17 protein-coding genes and 1 pseudogene are annotated in these 18,179 nt (G+C 67.7%); 1 reads left to right on the top strand and 17 read right to left on the bottom strand.

What is annotated here, in order from left to right; all coding sequences use genetic code 11:
• Nucleotides 1-3: 3 nt before the first annotated feature.
• From BST27_RS16220 to glmS, 5 genes and pseudogenes are all read right to left on the bottom strand, one after another.
• Nucleotides 4-1,785 (bottom strand): N-acetylglutaminylglutamine amidotransferase, encoded by a 1,782-nt coding sequence (locus BST27_RS16220; RefSeq protein WP_069417519.1) that lies wholly within the window; start codon nucleotides 1,783-1,785, stop codon nucleotides 4-6.
• 216 nt (nucleotides 1,786-2,001) lie between these two features.
• Nucleotides 2,002-2,691 (bottom strand): annotated as a pseudogene (locus BST27_RS16215) (rhomboid-like protein); the annotation flags it as partial.
• A 33-nt stretch (nucleotides 2,692-2,724) separates the two neighbouring features.
• Nucleotides 2,725-3,567 (bottom strand): DUF4436 domain-containing protein, encoded by an 843-nt coding sequence (locus tag BST27_RS16210; protein WP_069417635.1) that lies wholly within the window; start codon nucleotides 3,565-3,567, stop codon nucleotides 2,725-2,727.
• A gap of 33 nt (nucleotides 3,568-3,600) precedes the next feature.
• A complete protein-coding gene (locus BST27_RS16205) occupies nucleotides 3,601-4,530 on the bottom strand; it encodes a DUF4436 domain-containing protein (RefSeq protein WP_069417520.1) in 930 nt (309 codons plus the stop codon).
• Nucleotides 4,531-4,569: 39 nt separating this feature from the next.
• Nucleotides 4,570-6,444 (bottom strand): glutamine--fructose-6-phosphate transaminase (isomerizing), encoded by a 1,875-nt coding sequence (gene glmS, locus BST27_RS16200; RefSeq protein ID WP_069417521.1) that lies wholly within the window; start codon nucleotides 6,442-6,444, stop codon nucleotides 4,570-4,572.
• A 267-nt stretch (nucleotides 6,445-6,711) separates the two neighbouring features.
• Here glmS and BST27_RS16195 point away from each other — a divergent pair, with 267 nt between their 5' ends.
• Nucleotides 6,712-7,551 (top strand): dienelactone hydrolase family protein, encoded by an 840-nt coding sequence (locus BST27_RS16195; RefSeq protein ID WP_069417522.1) that lies wholly within the window; start codon nucleotides 6,712-6,714, stop codon nucleotides 7,549-7,551.
• Between the two features lie 78 nt (nucleotides 7,552-7,629).
• Here the strand turns inward: BST27_RS16195 and BST27_RS16190 are convergent, their stop codons facing one another.
• The 12 genes from BST27_RS16190 to BST27_RS16135 form a co-directional block, all read right to left on the bottom strand.
• Nucleotides 7,630-9,195 carry an aldehyde dehydrogenase family protein gene (locus BST27_RS16190; RefSeq protein WP_069417523.1) on the bottom strand — a complete coding sequence of 522 codons (1,566 nt, stop codon included), beginning with the start codon at nucleotides 9,193-9,195 and terminating at the stop codon, nucleotides 7,630-7,632.
• Complete coding sequence (locus BST27_RS16185) at nucleotides 9,192-9,422, bottom strand: biotin/lipoyl-containing protein (protein ID WP_069417524.1); 231 nt, start codon at nucleotides 9,420-9,422, stop codon at nucleotides 9,192-9,194. Before BST27_RS16185 ends, BST27_RS16190 begins: the two co-directional genes overlap by 4 nt.
• A gap of 23 nt (nucleotides 9,423-9,445) precedes the next feature.
• Nucleotides 9,446-9,637, bottom strand: coding sequence for a ferredoxin (locus tag BST27_RS16180; protein ID WP_069417525.1), 192 nt, complete (start codon nucleotides 9,635-9,637; stop codon nucleotides 9,446-9,448).
• A gap of 12 nt (nucleotides 9,638-9,649) precedes the next feature.
• The gene (locus BST27_RS16175; RefSeq protein ID WP_069417526.1) at nucleotides 9,650-10,798 is read right to left on the bottom strand and encodes a thiolase family protein; all 1,149 of its coding nucleotides are present in this window, start codon (nucleotides 10,796-10,798) and stop codon (nucleotides 9,650-9,652) included.
• Nucleotides 10,795-11,235, bottom strand: a complete 441-nt coding sequence (locus BST27_RS16170) for a Zn-ribbon domain-containing OB-fold protein (RefSeq protein ID WP_232007158.1) — start codon at nucleotides 11,233-11,235, stop codon at nucleotides 10,795-10,797. The genes BST27_RS16175 and BST27_RS16170 overlap by 4 nt, the downstream gene beginning before the upstream one ends.
• Nucleotides 11,232-11,570, bottom strand: coding sequence for a 2Fe-2S iron-sulfur cluster-binding protein (locus tag BST27_RS16165; RefSeq protein WP_232007159.1), 339 nt, complete (start codon nucleotides 11,568-11,570; stop codon nucleotides 11,232-11,234). Before BST27_RS16165 ends, BST27_RS16170 begins: the two co-directional genes overlap by 4 nt.
• 1 nt (nucleotide 11,571) lies before the next feature.
• Nucleotides 11,572-12,741 carry an acyl-CoA dehydrogenase family protein gene (locus BST27_RS16160; protein WP_083148543.1) on the bottom strand — a complete coding sequence of 390 codons (1,170 nt, stop codon included), beginning with the start codon at nucleotides 12,739-12,741 and terminating at the stop codon, nucleotides 11,572-11,574.
• The gene (locus BST27_RS33785) at nucleotides 12,734-13,819 is read right to left on the bottom strand and encodes an acyl-CoA dehydrogenase family protein (protein WP_249025702.1); all 1,086 of its coding nucleotides are present in this window, start codon (nucleotides 13,817-13,819) and stop codon (nucleotides 12,734-12,736) included. The genes BST27_RS16160 and BST27_RS33785 overlap by 8 nt, the downstream gene beginning before the upstream one ends.
• Entirely contained in the window at nucleotides 13,819-15,363 is a 1,545-nt protein-coding gene (locus BST27_RS16150; protein ID WP_069417528.1) for an AMP-binding protein, read from the bottom strand. Before BST27_RS16150 ends, BST27_RS33785 begins: the two co-directional genes overlap by 1 nt.
• Before the next feature lie 4 nt (nucleotides 15,364-15,367).
• The gene (locus tag BST27_RS16145; RefSeq protein ID WP_069417529.1) at nucleotides 15,368-16,399 is read right to left on the bottom strand and encodes an alpha-ketoacid dehydrogenase subunit beta; all 1,032 of its coding nucleotides are present in this window, start codon (nucleotides 16,397-16,399) and stop codon (nucleotides 15,368-15,370) included.
• A complete protein-coding gene (locus BST27_RS16140; RefSeq protein ID WP_232007161.1) occupies nucleotides 16,396-17,388 on the bottom strand; it encodes a thiamine pyrophosphate-dependent dehydrogenase E1 component subunit alpha in 993 nt (330 codons plus the stop codon). Before BST27_RS16140 ends, BST27_RS16145 begins: the two co-directional genes overlap by 4 nt.
• 90 nt (nucleotides 17,389-17,478) lie before the next feature.
• Nucleotides 17,479-18,135: a TetR/AcrR family transcriptional regulator gene (locus BST27_RS16135; protein WP_232007163.1), complete on the bottom strand. Its 657-nt coding sequence runs from the start codon at nucleotides 18,133-18,135 to the stop codon at nucleotides 17,479-17,481.
• Nucleotides 18,136-18,179 lie beyond the last annotated feature (44 nt).

The raw sequence follows: 18,179 nt of genomic DNA, 5'->3' as shown, positions 1-18,179 counted from the left end.
GACTCAGCCCGCCATGCTCTGCAGCCACATCTCCAGCACGCCCAGTTGCCATAATGTGTTGCCGTCCAACGTGGTACGGGTCTTGTTCGGGTCCGCCAGCAGCGCCGCCACGGTCTCGGCCCGGTACAGTCCGCGGCTGCGGGCGGCGTCGTTGGTCAGCGCGTCGCGCACCATGTCGAGCAGCTCACCCTCCAGATGGCGGATTCCTGGCACCGGAAAGTAGCCCTTCGTCCGGTCGATGACTTCGGACGGCAGCAACGCCCGCGCAGCGTCCTTGAGCACGCCTTTGCCGCCGGAGGCCAGCTTGAGCTCCGGTGGGCAGGTGGCGGCCAGCTCGACGAAGTCGTGGTCCAGGAACGGAACTCGCGCTTCGAGTCCCCACGCCATGGTCATCGTGTCGACCCGCTTTACCGGATCGTCGACCAGCATGACCTGGGTGTCGAGGCGCAGTGCGGCGTCGACGGCGGAGTCCGCGCCCGGCGCGCTCTGGTGCGCCGCCACGAAGTCGCGGCTGGCGTCGACGTCGATGGCGTACTCGGGCGCGAAGATAGCCAACACGTCGCTGTGGTCCCGGTCGAAGAACACCTTGGCGTACGCCTCGGTGGTTTGCTCCCGGGCCACGTTGGCCAGCGGCGGGTACCACGTGTAGCCGGCCAAGATCTCGTCGGCGCCCTGCCCGGACTGCACCACCTTGACCGATTTGCTGACTTCCTCCGACAGCAGATAGAAGGCGACGCAGTCGTGGCTGACCATCGGTTCACTCATCGCGGCAATGGTTTTCGGCACCGCGGGCAACAGGCGTGAGGAGTCGATGTGGATCTTGTGGTGGTCGGTGTCGAAGGTCTTCGCGATCAGGTCGGAATAGACGTACTCGTCGCCGGATTCGCCGGCGGCGGAGTCAAAGCCGATGCTGAACGTGGCAAGCCCGTGCTGGCCCTGCTCGGCCAGCAGCGCCACCACGATCGAGGAGTCGATGCCGCCCGACAACAAGACACCGACGGGCACGTCGGCGACCATCCGAAGCGACACCGAGGCGCGCAGCGCGCCCAGCAACGCGTCCTGCCAGTCCCCCGCCGACCACGAAGCCCGTTCTGGATCGCGGCCGAACGCCGGATTCCAATAGACGGTGTCGGTGTGCGAACCGTCGGGCTGGATCACCCGCACGGTGGCGGGCGGCAGCTTGCGCACGCCGCGGTAGATGGTCCGCGGCGCAGGCACCACCGCGTGGAAGCTCATGTAGTGATGCAACGCGTGACGGTCCAGCTCGGTGTCCACCCCGCCGGCGTCCAGCAGGGCGCGCACGCTGGACGCGAACCGCAGCCGGCCGGGCGAGGCCGCCAGATACAGCGGCTTGATGCCCAGCCGGTCGCGCGCCAGGGTCACCACGCCCGAATCCTGGTCGACGATGGCGAACGCGAACATGCCCTTGAACCGGTCGACACAGCGTGGGCCCCATTTGTGGAACGCCTTGATCACGACCTCGCTGTCGGCGGTCGAGAAGAAGCGATACCCGGCGGCCTGCAGCTCCTCGCGCAGCTGTTTGTAGTTGTAGATGCAACCGTTGAACACCAGCGTCAGGGCGAGGTCGCTGTCGACCATCGGCTGCGAGCCGCGGGTGGACAGATCGATGATCGACAGCCGCCGGTGCCCAAACGCGACCGCCCCGTGCGCAACGACACCGCTGCCGTCCGGCCCGCGTGACGTCATCGCATCGACCATTCGGCCGACCGCGGCGACATCGGCCGACCGACCGTCCCAGCGGATCTCACCGCAGATTCCGCACATGCCTCCCGCTTTCTACCGCGCTACCCCGCCGGACGACGGGTTGACGATCAGTGACCCTTGATACCCACGTTAGAGCCGGGGGTATCACGTAAACCGTCACCGTTATGTACCCGCCGATCGCACATCCCCTTCGCGTCCTTCGCGCGGCTGGGCGTCGGCATCAGCCGTATACGCGGCTTCAGCAGCCTCAGCGGCCTCAGCGGCCTCAGCAGCCCGACGTCGCCGGAAAATGGCTTTGAGTCTGACCGGGTTCAACGGCATGCCCACGCGGTCGCGCGCCATCGGGTAGAAGGTCAGGCCGATCAGCAGCGCGGTGAAATGGCCGATGGCGGTGAAGTCCAGCTCGGCTTTGTCCATGGTGAGCAGCGGAAAGCCGAAGATCACCAGCAGTACCGCGAGATAGCCCCACCGCCACGGTTTGACGAAGTGATAGGCCAGCACCCCCATCACCCCGGCGAGGAAATAGCTGACCCCGATATCGCGGGAATGCACCAATCTCTCGGACGACTCGCGCATTTGTATCGTCAGGTACAGGATCCCTTCGCTGAAGTAGGTGGCACCGACGTGCGCAGTCAATCCCACTGTCAGCCAACGTAATTGGCCAAGCCAATGTTCGGCGGGCGCCAAAAACAGGGTGAACAGCACGAGGTAGGGTTCCAGGTTCCGGCCGTCGATCCAAAACAGGCTGGAGAACAGCACTTCCAGCGGATCGCGGCCCAGATGCGCAAGGTTGGTGGAACGGTGCAGCAGCACCGAATGCAGCTGCCGGCCGGTGAGTATGTTCTGGATGATCGTGGTGGCCACCAACGCGAGCAACCAGGAGTAGGTCAACGGCGCATCGCTGACGTAAATCCACACCACGCGAGCCCAGCTCCGCAACCGCGCCTTCACCGACGTTCTTGCCACGGCCTAACCTTCGCACGCCGGGACTGCTTGTCACTACTTCTCGTGGTCGGGCGCCAGGTGCCGCCACCAACACGAGATGTAGAGCACCAAGGAAATGGTCAAGACGACGATCACCCACAGCACGACGGTGACGTCCACCCAGCTACCGAAGGGCGGCGAGTCGGGCAACGCATCGCGCAACGGCATCACCGCGAACAGCATGGCCGCATACCACGTCGTCATCGGCGGCTGGAATTTCCTGCGGTTGCGCACCGTCTGGATCGCGACGAAGAAGGCCAGGACGGCCAACGCGATGAGGACACCGAGGATCAGCACCGCGAACGCCATCGTGCTTTGGGAGCGGTGCAGTTGCAGCCCGTAGGGAGCGTGCCCTTCGCCCTGGTGCTGGCGCACCACGTCGACTTCCCAGCCCAGCAGCCGATCGACCAGCGTCACCGTCACCTTCTGGGGAGTCTGCGAAGCGCCGGAGAACAGATGAACCTTGAGCGGTCCGGTTTCATACCGGTCGAAGGGCCAGTCCGCGACGTCACCGGTGAGGCTGATCGATACCCGCAATGGGTCAGGCAGCGAGCCTTTCGGCCAGGTGCGCTTGCTGGACTGCACGAGCGAGTTGGCGACGATGTGAAGATCGTCGTTGAGCGTGCCGGTTTGCGGGTCCAGCAGTTCGGGCGCCGGCATGACGGTGATGTTGGCCGCCAGGATGCCGTTGTTGGACTGGATGGCTTCGATGTCGAACGTCACCTTGGTGCCGTCGCCCGCGCCGGATGACATCTGGTGCAGTTGGCCCGATCCGCCGTTGACGTACAACAGGATCGACGCGACGTAGGCCGCGACGAAGACCACCACTCCAACGATCGTGCGCGTCGACAGCGACATCCTGGCCACAGGATTACTTGGCACGCCGCCGGCTTATTTTGATGCCGACTCGGCTGGTACCGATACCGACTCGGCTTGGGGCGGTGCCGAATCCGCTGGTGCCGGTTCCGGTTTGGCGGGCGCGTCCAAGTCGAAGTCCGGTGCCAGGTGCCGCCACCAGCAGGACACGTACAACCCCATCGCTGTCACCAGGGCCACGATCACCCAGATCACGATCATCACATCCACCCAGGCCCCGAACGGCGGTGAGTCGGGCAGCGCGTTGCGCAGCGGTACCACCGCGAACAGCATGGCCGCGAACCACGTCGCCATCGGCGGCTGGAATTTCCGCCGGTTGCGCACGGTTTGACCGGCGACGAACAGGCCGAAGGCGGCCAGTGCGACCAGCACTCCGAGCAGGACGAGCGCCACCGCCATGGTGCTCGGGGACCGGTACACGTGCACCCGGTAAGGACCCGCATCGCCGATCTTGCCGCCTTCCACGCTGGGTTTCCAGCCCGGAAGCCGGTCGACGAAGCCCACCGAGACGCGCTCGGGATTTTGCAGGGAGCCAACGAAGAGGTTGACGGAGATGGGCTTGGACTTATAGGTGTCGAACGGCCAGTCCGATATGTCGCCGCTGATGTTCACCTGCACCGGGAAAACGCCCGGCTGGGTGCCCTTCTGCCAGGTTCGGCTGGTGGGTGTGGTCGCTGAAGTGATTGCGACGGTGAGGTCTTTGGTGAGGTTGCCGGTTTTTGGGTCCAATATCTCAGCGCCCGGCGTCACAGTCACATCGCATTGCAGCGAGTTGCGATACGGCTGGATGGACACGATGTCCAGATTCACGGTCGTTCCGTCGGCCGTTGGCGTGGCTTCGATGAGCGGGCGCGCCGGGCCCATACCGGCAAGGGCGTACACCGCGGCCAGACCGATGTATGCGACGACGAACGCGACAATGCCCGCGATGCGCCATTTCTTCACGGTGCCTCCCGACGACAGCTGTTCGACTATTCGACTTGACTATTCGACGGTGACGGATTTTGCCAGATTTCGGGGCTTGTCGACGTCGTAACCGCGTGCTTGAGCCACCGCGGCGGCGAACACCTGCAGCGGGATCGTCGACAGGAGTGGTTGCAAAAGCGTTGATACCGCAGGGATTTCGATCAAATGATCGGCGTAGGGACGCACCGTATCATCGCCCTCTTCGGCGATCACAATGGTCACCGCGCCGCGTGTCTGGACCTCGCGGATATTGGACAGCAGCTTCGCATGCAGCATCGCCGACCCCTTTGGCGACGGCATGACGACGATGACCGGCAGGTCGTCTTCGATCAGCGCGATCGGGCCGTGCTTGAGCTCGCCTGCCGCGAACCCCTCGGCGTGCATGTAGGCCAGTTCTTTCAGTTTGAGCGCGCCTTCGAGGGCTACCGGGTATCCGACGTGGCGGCCCAAGAACAGCACCGTCGACGACTTCGCGAACCGGTGCGCCAGCTCGGCGACCGGGTCGATCCCGGCGATCACCCTGGCCACCAGGTCGGGCATCGCTTCCAGTTCGCGGTATTCGCGCTCGACCTCGTCGGGGTATTTGGTGCCGCGGGCTTGCGCCAGCGCCAGGCCCACCAGGTAATTGGCGGTGATCTGCGCCAGGAAGGTTTTGGTCGACGCCACGCCGATCTCCGGCCCGGCGCGCGTGTACAACACCGCGTCGCACTCGCGGGGGATCTGCGAGCCATTGGTGTTGCAGATCGCCAGGACCTTGGCCTTCTGCTCCTTGGCGTGCCGGACGGCTTCCAGGGTGTCGGCGGTTTCGCCGGACTGCGAGATGGCCACCACCAGCGTGCTGCGGTCCAGCACCGGGTCGCGGTAGCGGAACTCACTGGCCAGCTCCACTTCCACCGGCAGCCGGGTCCAGTGCTCGATCGCGTACTTGGCGAGCAGCCCGGAGTGATAGGCGGTGCCGCAGGCCACCACGAAGACCTTGTCGATCTCGCGCAGCTCCTGGTCGCTCAACCGCTGCTCGTCGAGGACGATCCGGTTGTCGACGAAGTGCCCGAGCAGGGTGTCGGCCACCGCGGTGGGCTGTTCGGCGATCTCCTTGAGCATGAAGTACTCGTAGCCGCCCTTTTCGGCCGCGGCCAGGTCCCAGTCGATGTAGAACTCGCGGTACGACCCGGGGCCCAGGTCCTCGTTGCCGTAGAAGTCGGTGATCCGGTAACTGTCCGCGGTGATCACCACCGCCTGGTCCTGGCCCAGTTCGACCGCGTTGCGGGTGTGCTCTATGAACGCGGCGACGTCGGACCCGACGAACATCTCGCCGTCGCCGACCCCGACCACCAGCGGAGTGGAGCGGCGCGCCGCGACGATGGTGCCGGGTTCGTCGGCGTTGGCGAACACCAGGGTGAAATGGCCTTCCAGCCGGCGCAGCACGGATAGCACGGACGCGGTGAAGTCGCCGGCCGTCTCCCCGTGGCGGTAGGCCTGCGCCACCAGGTGCACCGCGACCTCGGTGTCGGTGTCGCTGGCGAATTCCACACCGGCCGCCTCGAGCTCGTGGCGCAGGCTGCTGAAGTTTTCGATGATGCCGTTGTGGACGACGGCGATCTTGCCGCTGGCATCGCGATGCGGGTGCGCATTGCGGTCGGTGGGACGGCCGTGGGTGGCCCAGCGGGTATGCCCCAGGCCGGTGCAACCGGCCAGCTCCGCGGGCGACATTTCCGCCGTGGCGGCCTCGAGGTTGGCCAGCCGTCCGGCGCGGCGACGCACGGTGAGCTTGCCTTTCCCATCGACCAGTGCCAGGCCCGACGAGTCGTAGCCGCGGTACTCCATCCGGCGCAGTGCATCCATGACGACATCGCAGGCAGAACGCTGCCCCACGTAGCCGACAATTCCGCACATAGCCAACCAGGGTAGTGCAGCCGTGCACTTCGTAACGGGTCCGACGGTATCGCCTACCCGCTCACCTGCATGAACACCCAGATACCGAGTCTGCCGAAGGGGGCCAGGACGGCGGCGCCCCACCAGGCCCGCCTGCAGCGATAATGGCGTGGCTGCAGTTTCTGCGCCTTCTCATCGGAATCTGATCGCAGGCTCTCCATGAATGACGCTGCGACAATGCAAGGACCCCACTGGACCCCGACTTCTGGTCACCGTTAACGTCGACGGGTGGCCCGCACCCGCAAGCTTTTCGCCGCCCTGAGCCGTCGTGGTCCGCACCGCGTTCTGCGCGGTGACCTGGCGTTTGCCGGACTTCCCGGGGTCGTCTACACCCCGGAATCCGGGCTGAACCTGCCTGCAGTTGCCTTCGGTCACGACTGGCTGACCGGCTCGGCCCAATATGCCGGCCTGTTGGAGCATCTGGCGTCCTGGGGGATCGTCACGGGGGCCCCCGACACCCAGCGCGGGCTCGCGCCGTCCGTCCTGAATTTCGCCTTCGACCTCGGCGTGGCCCTCGACATCGTGGCGGGGGTGCGGCTGGGGCCCGGCGATATCAGCGTGCATCCGGCCAAACTCGGAGTCGTCGGCCACGGTTTCGGCGGATCAGCGGCCGTGTTCGCCGCTGCGGGCATGCCTGCCAAGCTCGCGTCGGCGGTAGCGCTCTTCCCTAGGGCGACCGCTCCCCCGGCCGAGCAACCGGCCGCCACGCTGGAGCTTCCCGGCCTGATCCTGGCCGCCCCCGGCGCCACGCTGTCGCTGAATTCCAACGCGCACGAACTGTCGCGCGCCTGGGACACGGCCACGCTGCGCATCGTCAGCAACGCCCAGGAGGGTGGCCTGGTCGAGGGCCGCCGACTCACCAAGGTGGTGGGACTGCAGGGTGCCCACCGCAAGACACAGCGCGCGGTTCGGGCGCTGCTGACCGGGTATCTCCTGTTCACGCTCACCGGCGACAAGAAGTATCGCGATTTCGCCGACCCGGATGTGCAACTGCCCAAGACGGACGCGCTGGATCCCGAAGCGGCGCCGGTGACACGGGAAGACAAGATTGTCGCGCTACTGAAGTGAGCGACCGCCACGGCGCGGGCTAGGGCGGCCGCGCCAGGGGCCGCAACTTCTACCACACCCTGGCCACGCGGTACGGATTCAGCGAGGTCGCCGACCCCCGCGAAGCGGTTCGGTTTGTCGAAGAGCTGCTGCAGATGCGGCGGCGAACCTGCGTCGGCCGCGCCCGTCGAAAGCCCGCATCAGCGTCGTCACCGCCCGGAAACGGGCCTTCGACGCCGGGTACCACAGCGGCTCGCGTTTGAGCAGCGGTCCGCGGGGGCTGACGATCGCCTGCTGCCGGCAGTATTTCCGGATGCCGGCCGCGCCGCCGAACCGCGCGCCGATGCCCGATCGCTTCCAACCACCCATCGGGACAGCAAAGTTCACCATGTTCGCGAACGCATCGTTGATGTTGACCGCGCCGACTTCCAAGCGGCGCGCCACCCGTTCGCCGCGCCGTATGTCGCCCGTCCAGACGGTGGCCGACAACCCGTAGACCGAGTCGTTGGCCAGTCGCACCGCCTCGTCCTCGTCGGCCACCTTGATGACCGGCAGCAGTGGGCCGAAGGTCTCCTCCCTCAGGCATGTCATCGAATGGTCGACATCCACCAGCACCGTCGGCTCGAAGAAGGTACCGGTTCCGGATGCCTTGCCGCCGAGAAGAATTCGCGCGCCACGCGCGACGGCATCATCGACATGCCGCTGCACGATGTCACGCTGGGCCGACGTCGCCATCGCGCCGATGTCGAATCGGAACCCTCGGCCGTCATTGCCCTGGCGCAACCGCCGCACCTGCGCAACGAGGCTGGCCACGAAGCGGTCGTATACGGGCTCCTCGACGTAGATCCGCTCGACCGAGATGCACGCCTGGCCCGAGTTGAACAGACCGCCGTATATGACCCCGGCCGCGGCCCGGTCGATGTCCGCGCCGGACAGCACGATGGCCGGATCCTTGCCGCCCAGCTCCAGGCTGTACGGGATCAGGGCCTCACCGCAGGCGGCGGCGATCTGCCGACCGGTTCTGGTGGACCCGGTGAACTGCACGTAGTCGACGGCGCCGACCACGGCGCGGCCGGTGTCGGGGCCGCCGGTCAGCACCGAAAACACCGGCGGCGCACCGATTTCAGCCCAGCCGCGGCCCAGCTCGACGGCGCTGAGCGGGGTCACCTCGGACGGTTTCACCACTATCGCGGCGCCGGCCATCAGCGCGGCGAACGCGTCCATGCAGGGATTGAGCAACGGCAGGTTCCACGGGGTGATGATGCCGATCACCGGGTACGGCCGATACCTCGTGACCAGCCGCTTCGTCAGCCCGATGGGGCTGTGCGGAGTCGGCCGCTCGTCGGCCAGAAACGCCGCCGCGTGCCGGGCCCAGTACTTCACCAGGTCGATCGCGGCCGGCGCCTCGATTTCGGCGTCGCAGCGCGATTTCCCGGTCTCCGATTGCACCACGTCGGTGAGTCGCGCCGCGTTGTCGATCAGCCAATCCTGATAGCGCAGCAGCCATTTCGCCCGCCCGCGGACGCCGAGGTCCTCCCATTCCGGCTGCCGCGCGCGCAACCGCCGAATGGCCTCCGAGACGGCCGCCGCCGCGTTGTCGGGGACCGCGCCCACCAACTTTCCGTCGGCGGGATTGCGGACCTCGATCTCGCCGCGGTGGGTCACGTCAAGACCACGCCCAGGGTGGTGCCCACCGGATAGACGGCCTCCTCCACGATGTCCCCGTGCCGCAGCACGCCATCGCACGGTGCCGGGACATCCACCTGGACCTTGTCGGTCCCCACTGTGTAGAGGTCCTCCCCCGCGGACACGCTGGCTCCATCGGGAACCAGCCAACCCAAAAAGGTGCCCTCGGTCATGGTGACGTCGAGTTTGGGCATCTTGATTTCCATCCGACTCCCTTTCGGTGCGGCCGCTACTCGCTGATGCGCAGCGCCTGGCTGGGGCAGGACTCAACCGCCTCGAGCGCCGACTCGTAACGATCGGCGGGAATCTCGTCGTGCCGCGGCCGCGCGATCGCATCGTCATCGACCACGAACAGATCCCCGGCGATCGATTCGCAGACTCCGTTGCCGACGCAACGATCCTGATCAACAACAACTTTCATCGAAGTCTCCGATCAACGGGTCAACACCGTGCAGGCACTCAACCCGGGTGCCCCGTAGACATGGGAAAAGGCCACCCTGGGCCGCTCGGCGACCTGACGCGGACCGGCGTGGCCGCGTAGCTGCAGCACGTTCTCGTGGATCTGGCGCAGCCCCGAGGCGCCGATCGGTTCGCCGTTGGCCAGGCAACCGCCGTCGGTATTGATCGGCAGCCGCCCGCCGATCTCGGTGTCGCCGGCATCGATCAGCGCGGTCTGCTCGCCGTGTTCGCACAGGCCGGTCTCGGCCAGGTGGATGAGCTCCGCGCCGGCATCGGTGTCCTGCAGTTGCGCAACGTCGACGTCGGAGGGCCCGATGCCCGCCGCTTCCATGGCCGCACGCGCGGCGTCGACGGTCGGACTGTCCCCACGCCGCACCGACAGCGACGGGCTGAGCACCTCGAACGAACCCGGCCGACGGGTGCGCACGGCCGCGCCCGCGACGTAGACCGGATCCGCGCGAAGCCGCTGGGCGGGCTCGGAACTGCACAGCACCAACGCGGCGGCCCCGTCTCCGGGCGAGCACAGCATGTACTGGCGCAGCGGGTCGCTGAGCATCGCCGAGGCCTCCACGTCCGCTACCGAGAGCGGCTTGCGCCGCCACGCGTTGGGGTTGATCGAGCCGTTGCGAAAAGCCTTGCTGGCCACGGCCGCCAACAGCCGCTGCGGCACACCGTGCTCGTGCAGGTACCGCTGGATCTTGAGCGCGAAGAACTGCGATGTCATCGCCAGGCCGGTGGCGCCGTACCAATGCCCCAGGCCCATCGCCTCGGGGCGGATCGTGAAGGCACCCCGGGGATGGGAATCGAACCCCACGACCAACGCGGTCTCCGCCGCCCCCGACGCGATCGCCTGCACCGCGCAGACCAGCGAACTGGTACCGGTCGCGCAACCGTTCAGGACGTTGACGAACGGCACACCGGTCAGACCGAGCTCGGACACCAGCGTGTCCGCCGAACCGGCGCCCATGCTGCCGCCCACCGCGTAATCGATCTCCGGCCACGACAGCCCCGCGTCGTCGAGGGCTTCGCGCACCGCGCGCACCGCCTCGCCGCGGGCCGTGGTGTCCAGATACCGGCCGAAGGGGCGGCAGCCGATCCCGACTATCGCGACACCGCCGCTCATCCCAGCTCTCCTTCTTCGATCGGAGCGAACGCGAATGTCGTTGCAGATCCGCCCTCTTCGGTGGGAACCTGCAGCGCGGTCACGCGCATCGGCATGCCGATGCGCAACGCGTCCGGATTGGATTCGGTCAGGCGCGCCTCGACGATCACCTGACCGGGCAGCTCGACGTAGCCGACACCGAACGGCTCGAACTCGTCACCGGATGGCACGTACGGTGGGCTCGGGGGCGGAAAACGCTGGATTGTCCAGCTCCACAACACGCCCCGCTGGGCCAACCGGACCGTGGCGATGCGGTCCGCACCGCAACGCCGGCAGGTGTTCTGCCGCGGGAAGCCGGTTTCGCCGCACTCCCCGCACTGCCCGCCGATCAGGTGAATGTCGCCGTCGTCGACCTCCATGATCTCGCGATCGATCAGCTGTACGCTTCCTGCCGTCACCCGCGCTCCTCCCCTCGTCGTGGTTTGCCCGGGCGCACACCACGTTTGAGGACAACCACGTCGCCCTCGACGGTCGCCTGGCACGCCAGCCGGACGTGTCGTCCCCGACCGCCGCGATCGCCCGAAAGGCCCCGGATCGCCTGCGCCTCGGCCGCGTCGGCCTGCGCGAGGTGCTCGGGGTGTTCGAGGACCTCGACGTGGCACACCAGGCACTCACCGTTGCCGCCGCAGATGGTCGGCCACCGGTAGCCGGCCGCCTCGCCGGCGGCCATGATGGTCTGGCCCGGGGCAGCGGCGAATTCGACGCCGGACGGCCGCACCGTGATCGTCGGCATGTCAGCCCCGCCGTAGTTCTCGCCACGGGCGTCCGCGGTCGGGGTCGGGCTCGCGGTCCAAGCCCAGCACGCGCTCGGCGATGATGTTGCGCTGAATCTCCGAGGTCCCGCCGGCCACCGTAAGCCGCCGGCTGTCCAGCAGGCCCATCGCCTCGGGAGACCCCGCGTCGCCCTCCCAATACGCGGCACCGGGGCCGGCCAGCTCGAACCGCAACTCGCTGATGCGCTGGGACAGTTCGGAAAGCAGCAACTTGGTGATGGAGCCCTTCGCGTCCGGACGAGCGCGCAGGCGCTGGTTGGTCAGGCCCAGCGCCCGTTCCTTGGCGATCAGCGTGGCCAGCCGGTCGCGCATCGTGTCGTCGCGCCACGCGCCGGTGCGGCGCGCCAATTCCAGGGTGGGCTCCAGCTCCACGCCGCTGGCGCTGGAGGTCTCGGAAAGGCCGGAGCGCTCCGCGGTCAACGTCGAAAGCGCCACTCGCCAGCCGCCATTGAGCGGCCCCAGCATGCTGTCGGCGGGCAATTCGACCCGCTCCAGGAACACCTCGCAGAAGTGTTCGCTGCCGGTCATCTGCCGCAGCGGGCGCCCCGTCACGCCGGGCGCCCGCATGTCGACCAGGAAACAGGTGATGCCCGCATTTTTCGGCAGATCGGGGTCGGTGCGGGCGAGCAGCATCCCGTATTGGCAGAGGTTGGCGAACGAACTCCAGACCTTCTGGCCGTCGACGATCCACGTCCCGCTGTCGGTGGGTACCGCCCGGGTCGCCAGGCTCGCCAGATCCGAACCGGCGCCGGGCTCGCTGAACAACTGGCACCACATGTCGGCGCCATTGACGATGCCCGGCAGGTAGCGCCGGCGTTGCTCGTCGGTGCCCCACGCGATGATGGCCGGTCCGATCAGCGTCAACGGCACGAAATGGTGCACCGGCAGGTCGGCGTCGTGACTCGCCAGCACGTCGCGGATCACCGCGGCGGCGGCGGGGTCCAGGCCCGCCCCGCCGTGCTCGGGCGCCCAGCCGGGCACCGTCCAGCCGCGCCCCGCCAGCGCCTGGTACCAGCGCCGCGCCGCATCCGGGTCCGATTCGGTTACCTGCGGCCAGTTTTCGGGGAGGTTGGCCCGCACCCATGCGTCCGCGTCGGCGCGCAGCGCGTCGAGGCCGGTTCGGTCAGTCATCGATACCGTCCCGGGCGTCCACCAGCGCCGCCAGCCGGCGGCGGTGCAAGCCGGGCGCACCCGTCAGGGCGATCACCGAATGCGCCCGCCGTAGGTACCGATGCGCCCAGTGCTCCCAGGTGATCCCGATTCCGCCGTGCAGTTGCACCGCGGCCTTGGTGACGTCGAGGGCGGCCTCCCGCGCCAGCACCGCGGCAACCGCCAGATCCACGTCCGTCTGGGCCGCCGACGGCCGGTACTCGAGCTGCCAGGCCGCGCCGTAAACCGCCGACCGGGCCAGCTCGACCTGCGCCAGCAGATCGGCCAGCCGATGCTTGATCGCCTGGAAGGAACCGACGGTCCGGCCGAATTGGACTCGCTGTCCGACGTATTCGACGGTGGCGTCCAGCGCCCATTGGGACACCCCCAGCAACTCGGCCGAGATCACCAGATCAGCGCGCCGCCGGATCGCCCTCAGCGCGTCTACCGCCGCCGCCCCGGCACGCATCAGCAGCGGCGGGCTGTCGCGACGGGTGATGCGGCCCAACGACCGCGACGGGTCCAGCCCGGACAGCCGCTGCAACCCGAGGGTGGCGCCGGCGAACGCGATGATCACCGGTTCGCCGTCGAGATGATCGTCGAGCACGACCAGCGCGTCGTCATCGAAATCCCAAAGCGGCTGGGCGGTTCCATCCGCAGGGTGTTGGGGCTCGCCGAAGCCGGTCAGTGAAATCGCCGCGGACACACCGTGCTGTCCGGGGCGCACCGGTGCGGCCACCGAGGCCCAGTCGTCGTCGTCGAGCAGCGGGGCCAGCGCGGCCGCCGAGACCACCGCAGCGCCCGACAGCGCGGCCCCGGCTTCCTCGGCCAGGATGCTCAGTTCGGTTGCGGTGGAATCCGATTCGTCGCCTCCGAGCAGGATGTCGTCGGCACCCACCTCGGTGAGTAGCCGCCGCCAACGTAGCCGGCCGTCCAGCGTCGCGGTGGCGGCGAAGTATTCGCGCAGCACCTCCCGCAGAGCATCCTGTTCGGCGGTGAACTCGAACATCTTCGGCGTCTCGGATGTCCCCGTGGTCTCAGCAGTCTCGGCTACCGACATCAGTCACCCAACCGGGACCCAGCGCACCGGGCGGCCAGGTAGTCGTCACGCAGCTTGCGTTTGTTGACCTTGCCCATCGCCGTTCGCAGCTCGACGTCGGTCAGTTCCAGCAGTGTGGGGCACTTGTAGTGCGACAGCCGATCGCGGCACCACTGGACCAGCTCCGCGGCGTCGACATCGGCGCCGGGCTCGGCGACCACCAGCGCACACAGTTGCTCGCCGAGGTCGTCGTGCGGGATGCCGATCACGGCGACGTCGCGCACCGCGGGATGGGTGCGCAGCACCGCCTCGGACTCGGCCGGGTAGACGTTCACACCACCGCTGACCACCATGTCGGAGGCTCGATCGGTGAGGTACAGGTAGCCGTCGTCGTCGAGATAGCCGATCTCGCCCAGCGCGAAGACGCCGTCGGCGACGTAGCTGCGCCGGGTCTTTTCACGATCGCCGTGGTAACTGGGCCGGTGACCGGTGGTCGATTCCACGCAGACCAGCCCGTGCTCACCCGGGGGCAGCTCCGCGCCGTCCTCGGTGCGGATGGAGACGCGGTAACCGGGCGAAGCCTTGCCGACGGATCCCGGGTGGGCCAGCCACTCGGTGGAGGTGATGGTGCTGATCGTGCCCGCCTCGGTCGAGCCGTACGCCTCGAGGAGCACCGGCCCGAACCAGTCGATCATCGCCCGCTTCACGTGCACCGGGCACGCGGCCCCGGTGTGCACGATGCTGCGCACGCTGCTCACGTCGTATCGATTTCGAACATCCTCGGGAAGAGCCAACATTCGGGAAAAGTGGGTGGGCACCATCATCGAGCTCTCGATGCGGTGCGTCTCGATGGCGGCCAGCGTCGCCTCCGCGTCGAACTTGGGCAGGATCACCACCGGCGTGCCCGCGAGCAGGCCTCGGACGCCCGTGATCGGGGCGGTGTGGTGCAACGGCGCGACGATCAGGTGCTTACCGGGCGGGCGGAATCGGGAGGCCGCCACCAGCGCGACGTGCTCGGTGATCGAGGCCCCGCCGGGGAACATCTGGTCAGGCAGCTCAACGCCTTTCGGGAAACCGGTGGTACCCGAGGTGTAGTACAGCGGCTTGACCGGCGCGATGTCAGCCGACGGCTCGGCGTCGGAGTGTGCGCCGCACACGGTGGTGTCGAAGTCGTCGACACCGGCGACGTCGGGCCGCCCCCACGCCACCACCCGCACGTCGGGGTCGGCCGCACGCACCGTGGCGGCGGTCTGATCGCTGCACAACACGGTGTGCACGCGCGCATCGCGCAGGATGTACCCGACCTCGGCGGATGTCAGGTGGTAGTTGACCGGCACGGCCGAGTACCCCGCGTAGGTGATCGCCAGGTGCGCCATCGCGGTGTGTGCGCTGTTGCCGGCCATCACCGCGATGCGCTCACCCGGCTGGAGCCTAACCGAAACCAGCCAGTTGACCGTGCGATTCAGGGTCGAATTCAGTTGTGCCCAGGTCCATTCCGCGGACCCGTCGACTATGGCGATGCCCTCGGGATGCCGCTGTGCCGACTGCGCGATGCCGTAGACCAACCGGTTACCCCTTCGCTCGCTGCGGCGCGCGTGACCGCGACAGCGCGGACCTGGCGGCGGCGACGATGGCACCGGCGTCGGGGACGAATGCGTCCTCGAGTTGCTTGGCGTACGGGATGGGGGTGTTCGGTCCCGCGACCCGCTGCACCGGGGCCCCCAACTCGTCGAACAGACGCTCGTTGATCAGGCCGGCGATTTCGGCGCCGAACCCGCCGCGGCGCACCGCCTCGTGGATCACCACGGCGTGCCGGGTGCGCGCCACCGACTCCAGCACCGTCTTCTCATCCAGCGGCACCAGCGACCGCAGGTCGATGACCTCGGCGTCAACGGACTCCGCGGCCAGGGTCTCGGCGGCGGCCAGCGCCTGGTGCACCTGCCGGCCATAACTGATCAGCGTGATGTCAGCGCCTGGGCGCACGGTCGCCGCGCTGCCCAGCGGCACCACGTGGTGCCCGGCCGGAACCGGTTGCGGCGGACCGAAATACAGCAGGCTCTGTTCGATGACCACGCACGGATCCGGGTCGAAAATGGCGGCAGTCAGCAATCCCTTGGCGTCGGCCGGATTGCTGGGTACCACCACCTTGATACCCGGGATGTGGGTCAGCCACGCCTCGAGCATCTCCGAATGCTGTGCGCCAAACTGCATTCCGGCGCCGGCCGCGCATCGGATGGTCAGCGGCACCGTCGTCTGGCCGCCGGACATGTAACGCAGTTTGGCGGCGTGGTTGGACAACTGGTCCATGCAGACCGCGAGGAAGTCCATCAGCATGATCTCGGCGACCGGTCGCATTCCCGCGATGGCCGCCCCGATCGCGGCCCCGACGATCGCCTGCTCACTGATCGGCGTGGCCCGCACCCGGTGCGCGCCGTGCTTGGTGGACAGCCCGACCGAGGTCTTGAACACGCCCCCGCTGGGATCGGCGATATCCTCGCCCAACAGCAGCACGGAGGGGTCGCGGGTCAGCGCATCGTCCAGCGCGCTGCACACGGCCTGGAACCCCAGCATCGGCACCGTGTCGACGGCGGCAGCGGTCATGGCAGCTGCTCCTCGTATACGTCGGTCAAGAGTTCGGACACGTCCGGCGGTGGGCTTTCCAAGGCGAATTTCACCCCGGCCTCGACCTCGGCCTTGGCCTCGGCCTCGATGGACTCGACCTCGGCCGCGGTCAGAATGCCGTTGTCGATCAGCCACTCCCGGAACCGCACGACCGGATCGGCGGCACGCGCCGCGTCTAGTTCGCCGGGCTTCATGTACTCGTTGCCGTCGGACATCTGATGGCCGTAGAAGCGGAAGGTCATCGCCTCGAGCAGGGTGGGGCCGTCCCCGCGGCGCGCCCGCTCGACCGCCTCTTTGGCCGCGGTGTACATCGCCACCGGGTCGTTACCGTCCACCCGGACCCCCGGCATGCCGTAGCCGACGGCGCGATCGACGATCCGTTCGGCGCTGGTGCCGTCCTCGAACGCGGTGTGCTCGGCGTATCGGTTGTTCTGGCAGCAGAACACCACGGGCAGCTTCCACAGGCCCGCGAGGTTGCACGCCTCGTGGAACGCGCCGATGTTGCTGGCGCCGTCACCGAAGTTGACCACGGTGACCCGCTTGTCGTCCCGCAGCTGGGAGGCCAGCGCCAGACCCGCCGCGATCGGCAGGCCGCCCCCGACGATGCCGGTGGTCACCATCAGGCCCGACGCCGGGTGGGTGATGTGCATCGGGCCGCCCTTGCCTTTGCAGGTGCCCGTCGCCTTGCCCAGGAATTCGGCCCACAACTGCGGCATCGGCACGCCCTTGGCCAGCTGGTCGTGCAGTCCGCGGTAGGTCGTCACGACGTAGTCCGTGGTCTCCAGCAACGCCCCGACCGAGGCCGAGACGATCTCCTGGCCACGCGGCGAGTAATACTGCGCGCTGACCTGGCCGGCCAACACCAGGGAGCGGAACTTCTCGTCGCACACCTTGATCCGGGTGGCGGTGGTGAAGATCCGCGTCAGGACGGCGGCTTGCACGCCAATGTCGGCAACGGGACTGGCCACGGCGCCCCTATCTATCTATTAGTTGGTCCAACAATTAATTTGTAACAGCCGTCACCATGGAGTGTCAACGCCGCAGGTGAGCGACGCGCGCTAGTCGGGAGTGGGCCGGGACGGCGTGGAAACGTCGTTGTCCAGCACCAACGACTCGAACAACTCGGTCATCGAGTCCATCGCGGGCGGGTCCAGTGACGCTGCCGCGTGCGCGAAGCCGTCGACGACGGCGCTGATCATCTGTGCGATCTCGACCGGATCCCGATCGGCCGGAATCAGACCGCCTTCCTGGCCCTGTCGCACCGCCATGGCCAGCGTCTCGGTCATCCGCACCGCCTGCCTGGCAAACGCATCGGTGAGCTCGCGGTGGCGCCGCGCGTCGATCGGCGCGGTGGCGACGAAACCGGCCAACTCCGGCGATTCGTGGTTGATCCGCATCGATTCCTCGAGCACCGCCCGCAACAGTCCGCTCACCGAACGGGGACCGGCCATCGCCACCGTCGACCGCCCGATGATCTTGCCGTAGACGTCGTCGCAGACCGCCTCGAACAGGTTCCGCTTGCTGCCGAAGTGGTAGTGCACCGAACCCGCCGTCACACCCGCCATCTCGGCGATCACGCTGTTGGTCGCCGGCCCGTAGCCGAACTGTGCAAAGCACCGGCACGCGGCGTCGATGACTTGTTGCCGGGTGTCGCCGCTGTCGATTCCGGCCCGACGCCCGGGCCCGGGGCGTGGCTTGGCGTTCGGACTCGTCACTGACTCATCATCGCTCATCGCGACGACGCCCGGCTCAGCACGCC

It is taken from the genome of Mycobacterium intermedium, from assembly GCF_002086275.1.
In the GTDB taxonomy this organism is placed as follows: domain Bacteria; phylum Actinomycetota; class Actinomycetes; order Mycobacteriales; family Mycobacteriaceae; genus Mycobacterium; species Mycobacterium intermedium.
Note: the sequence above shows the minus strand (reverse complement) of the source record. Positions and strands in the feature narration are given on the sequence as shown.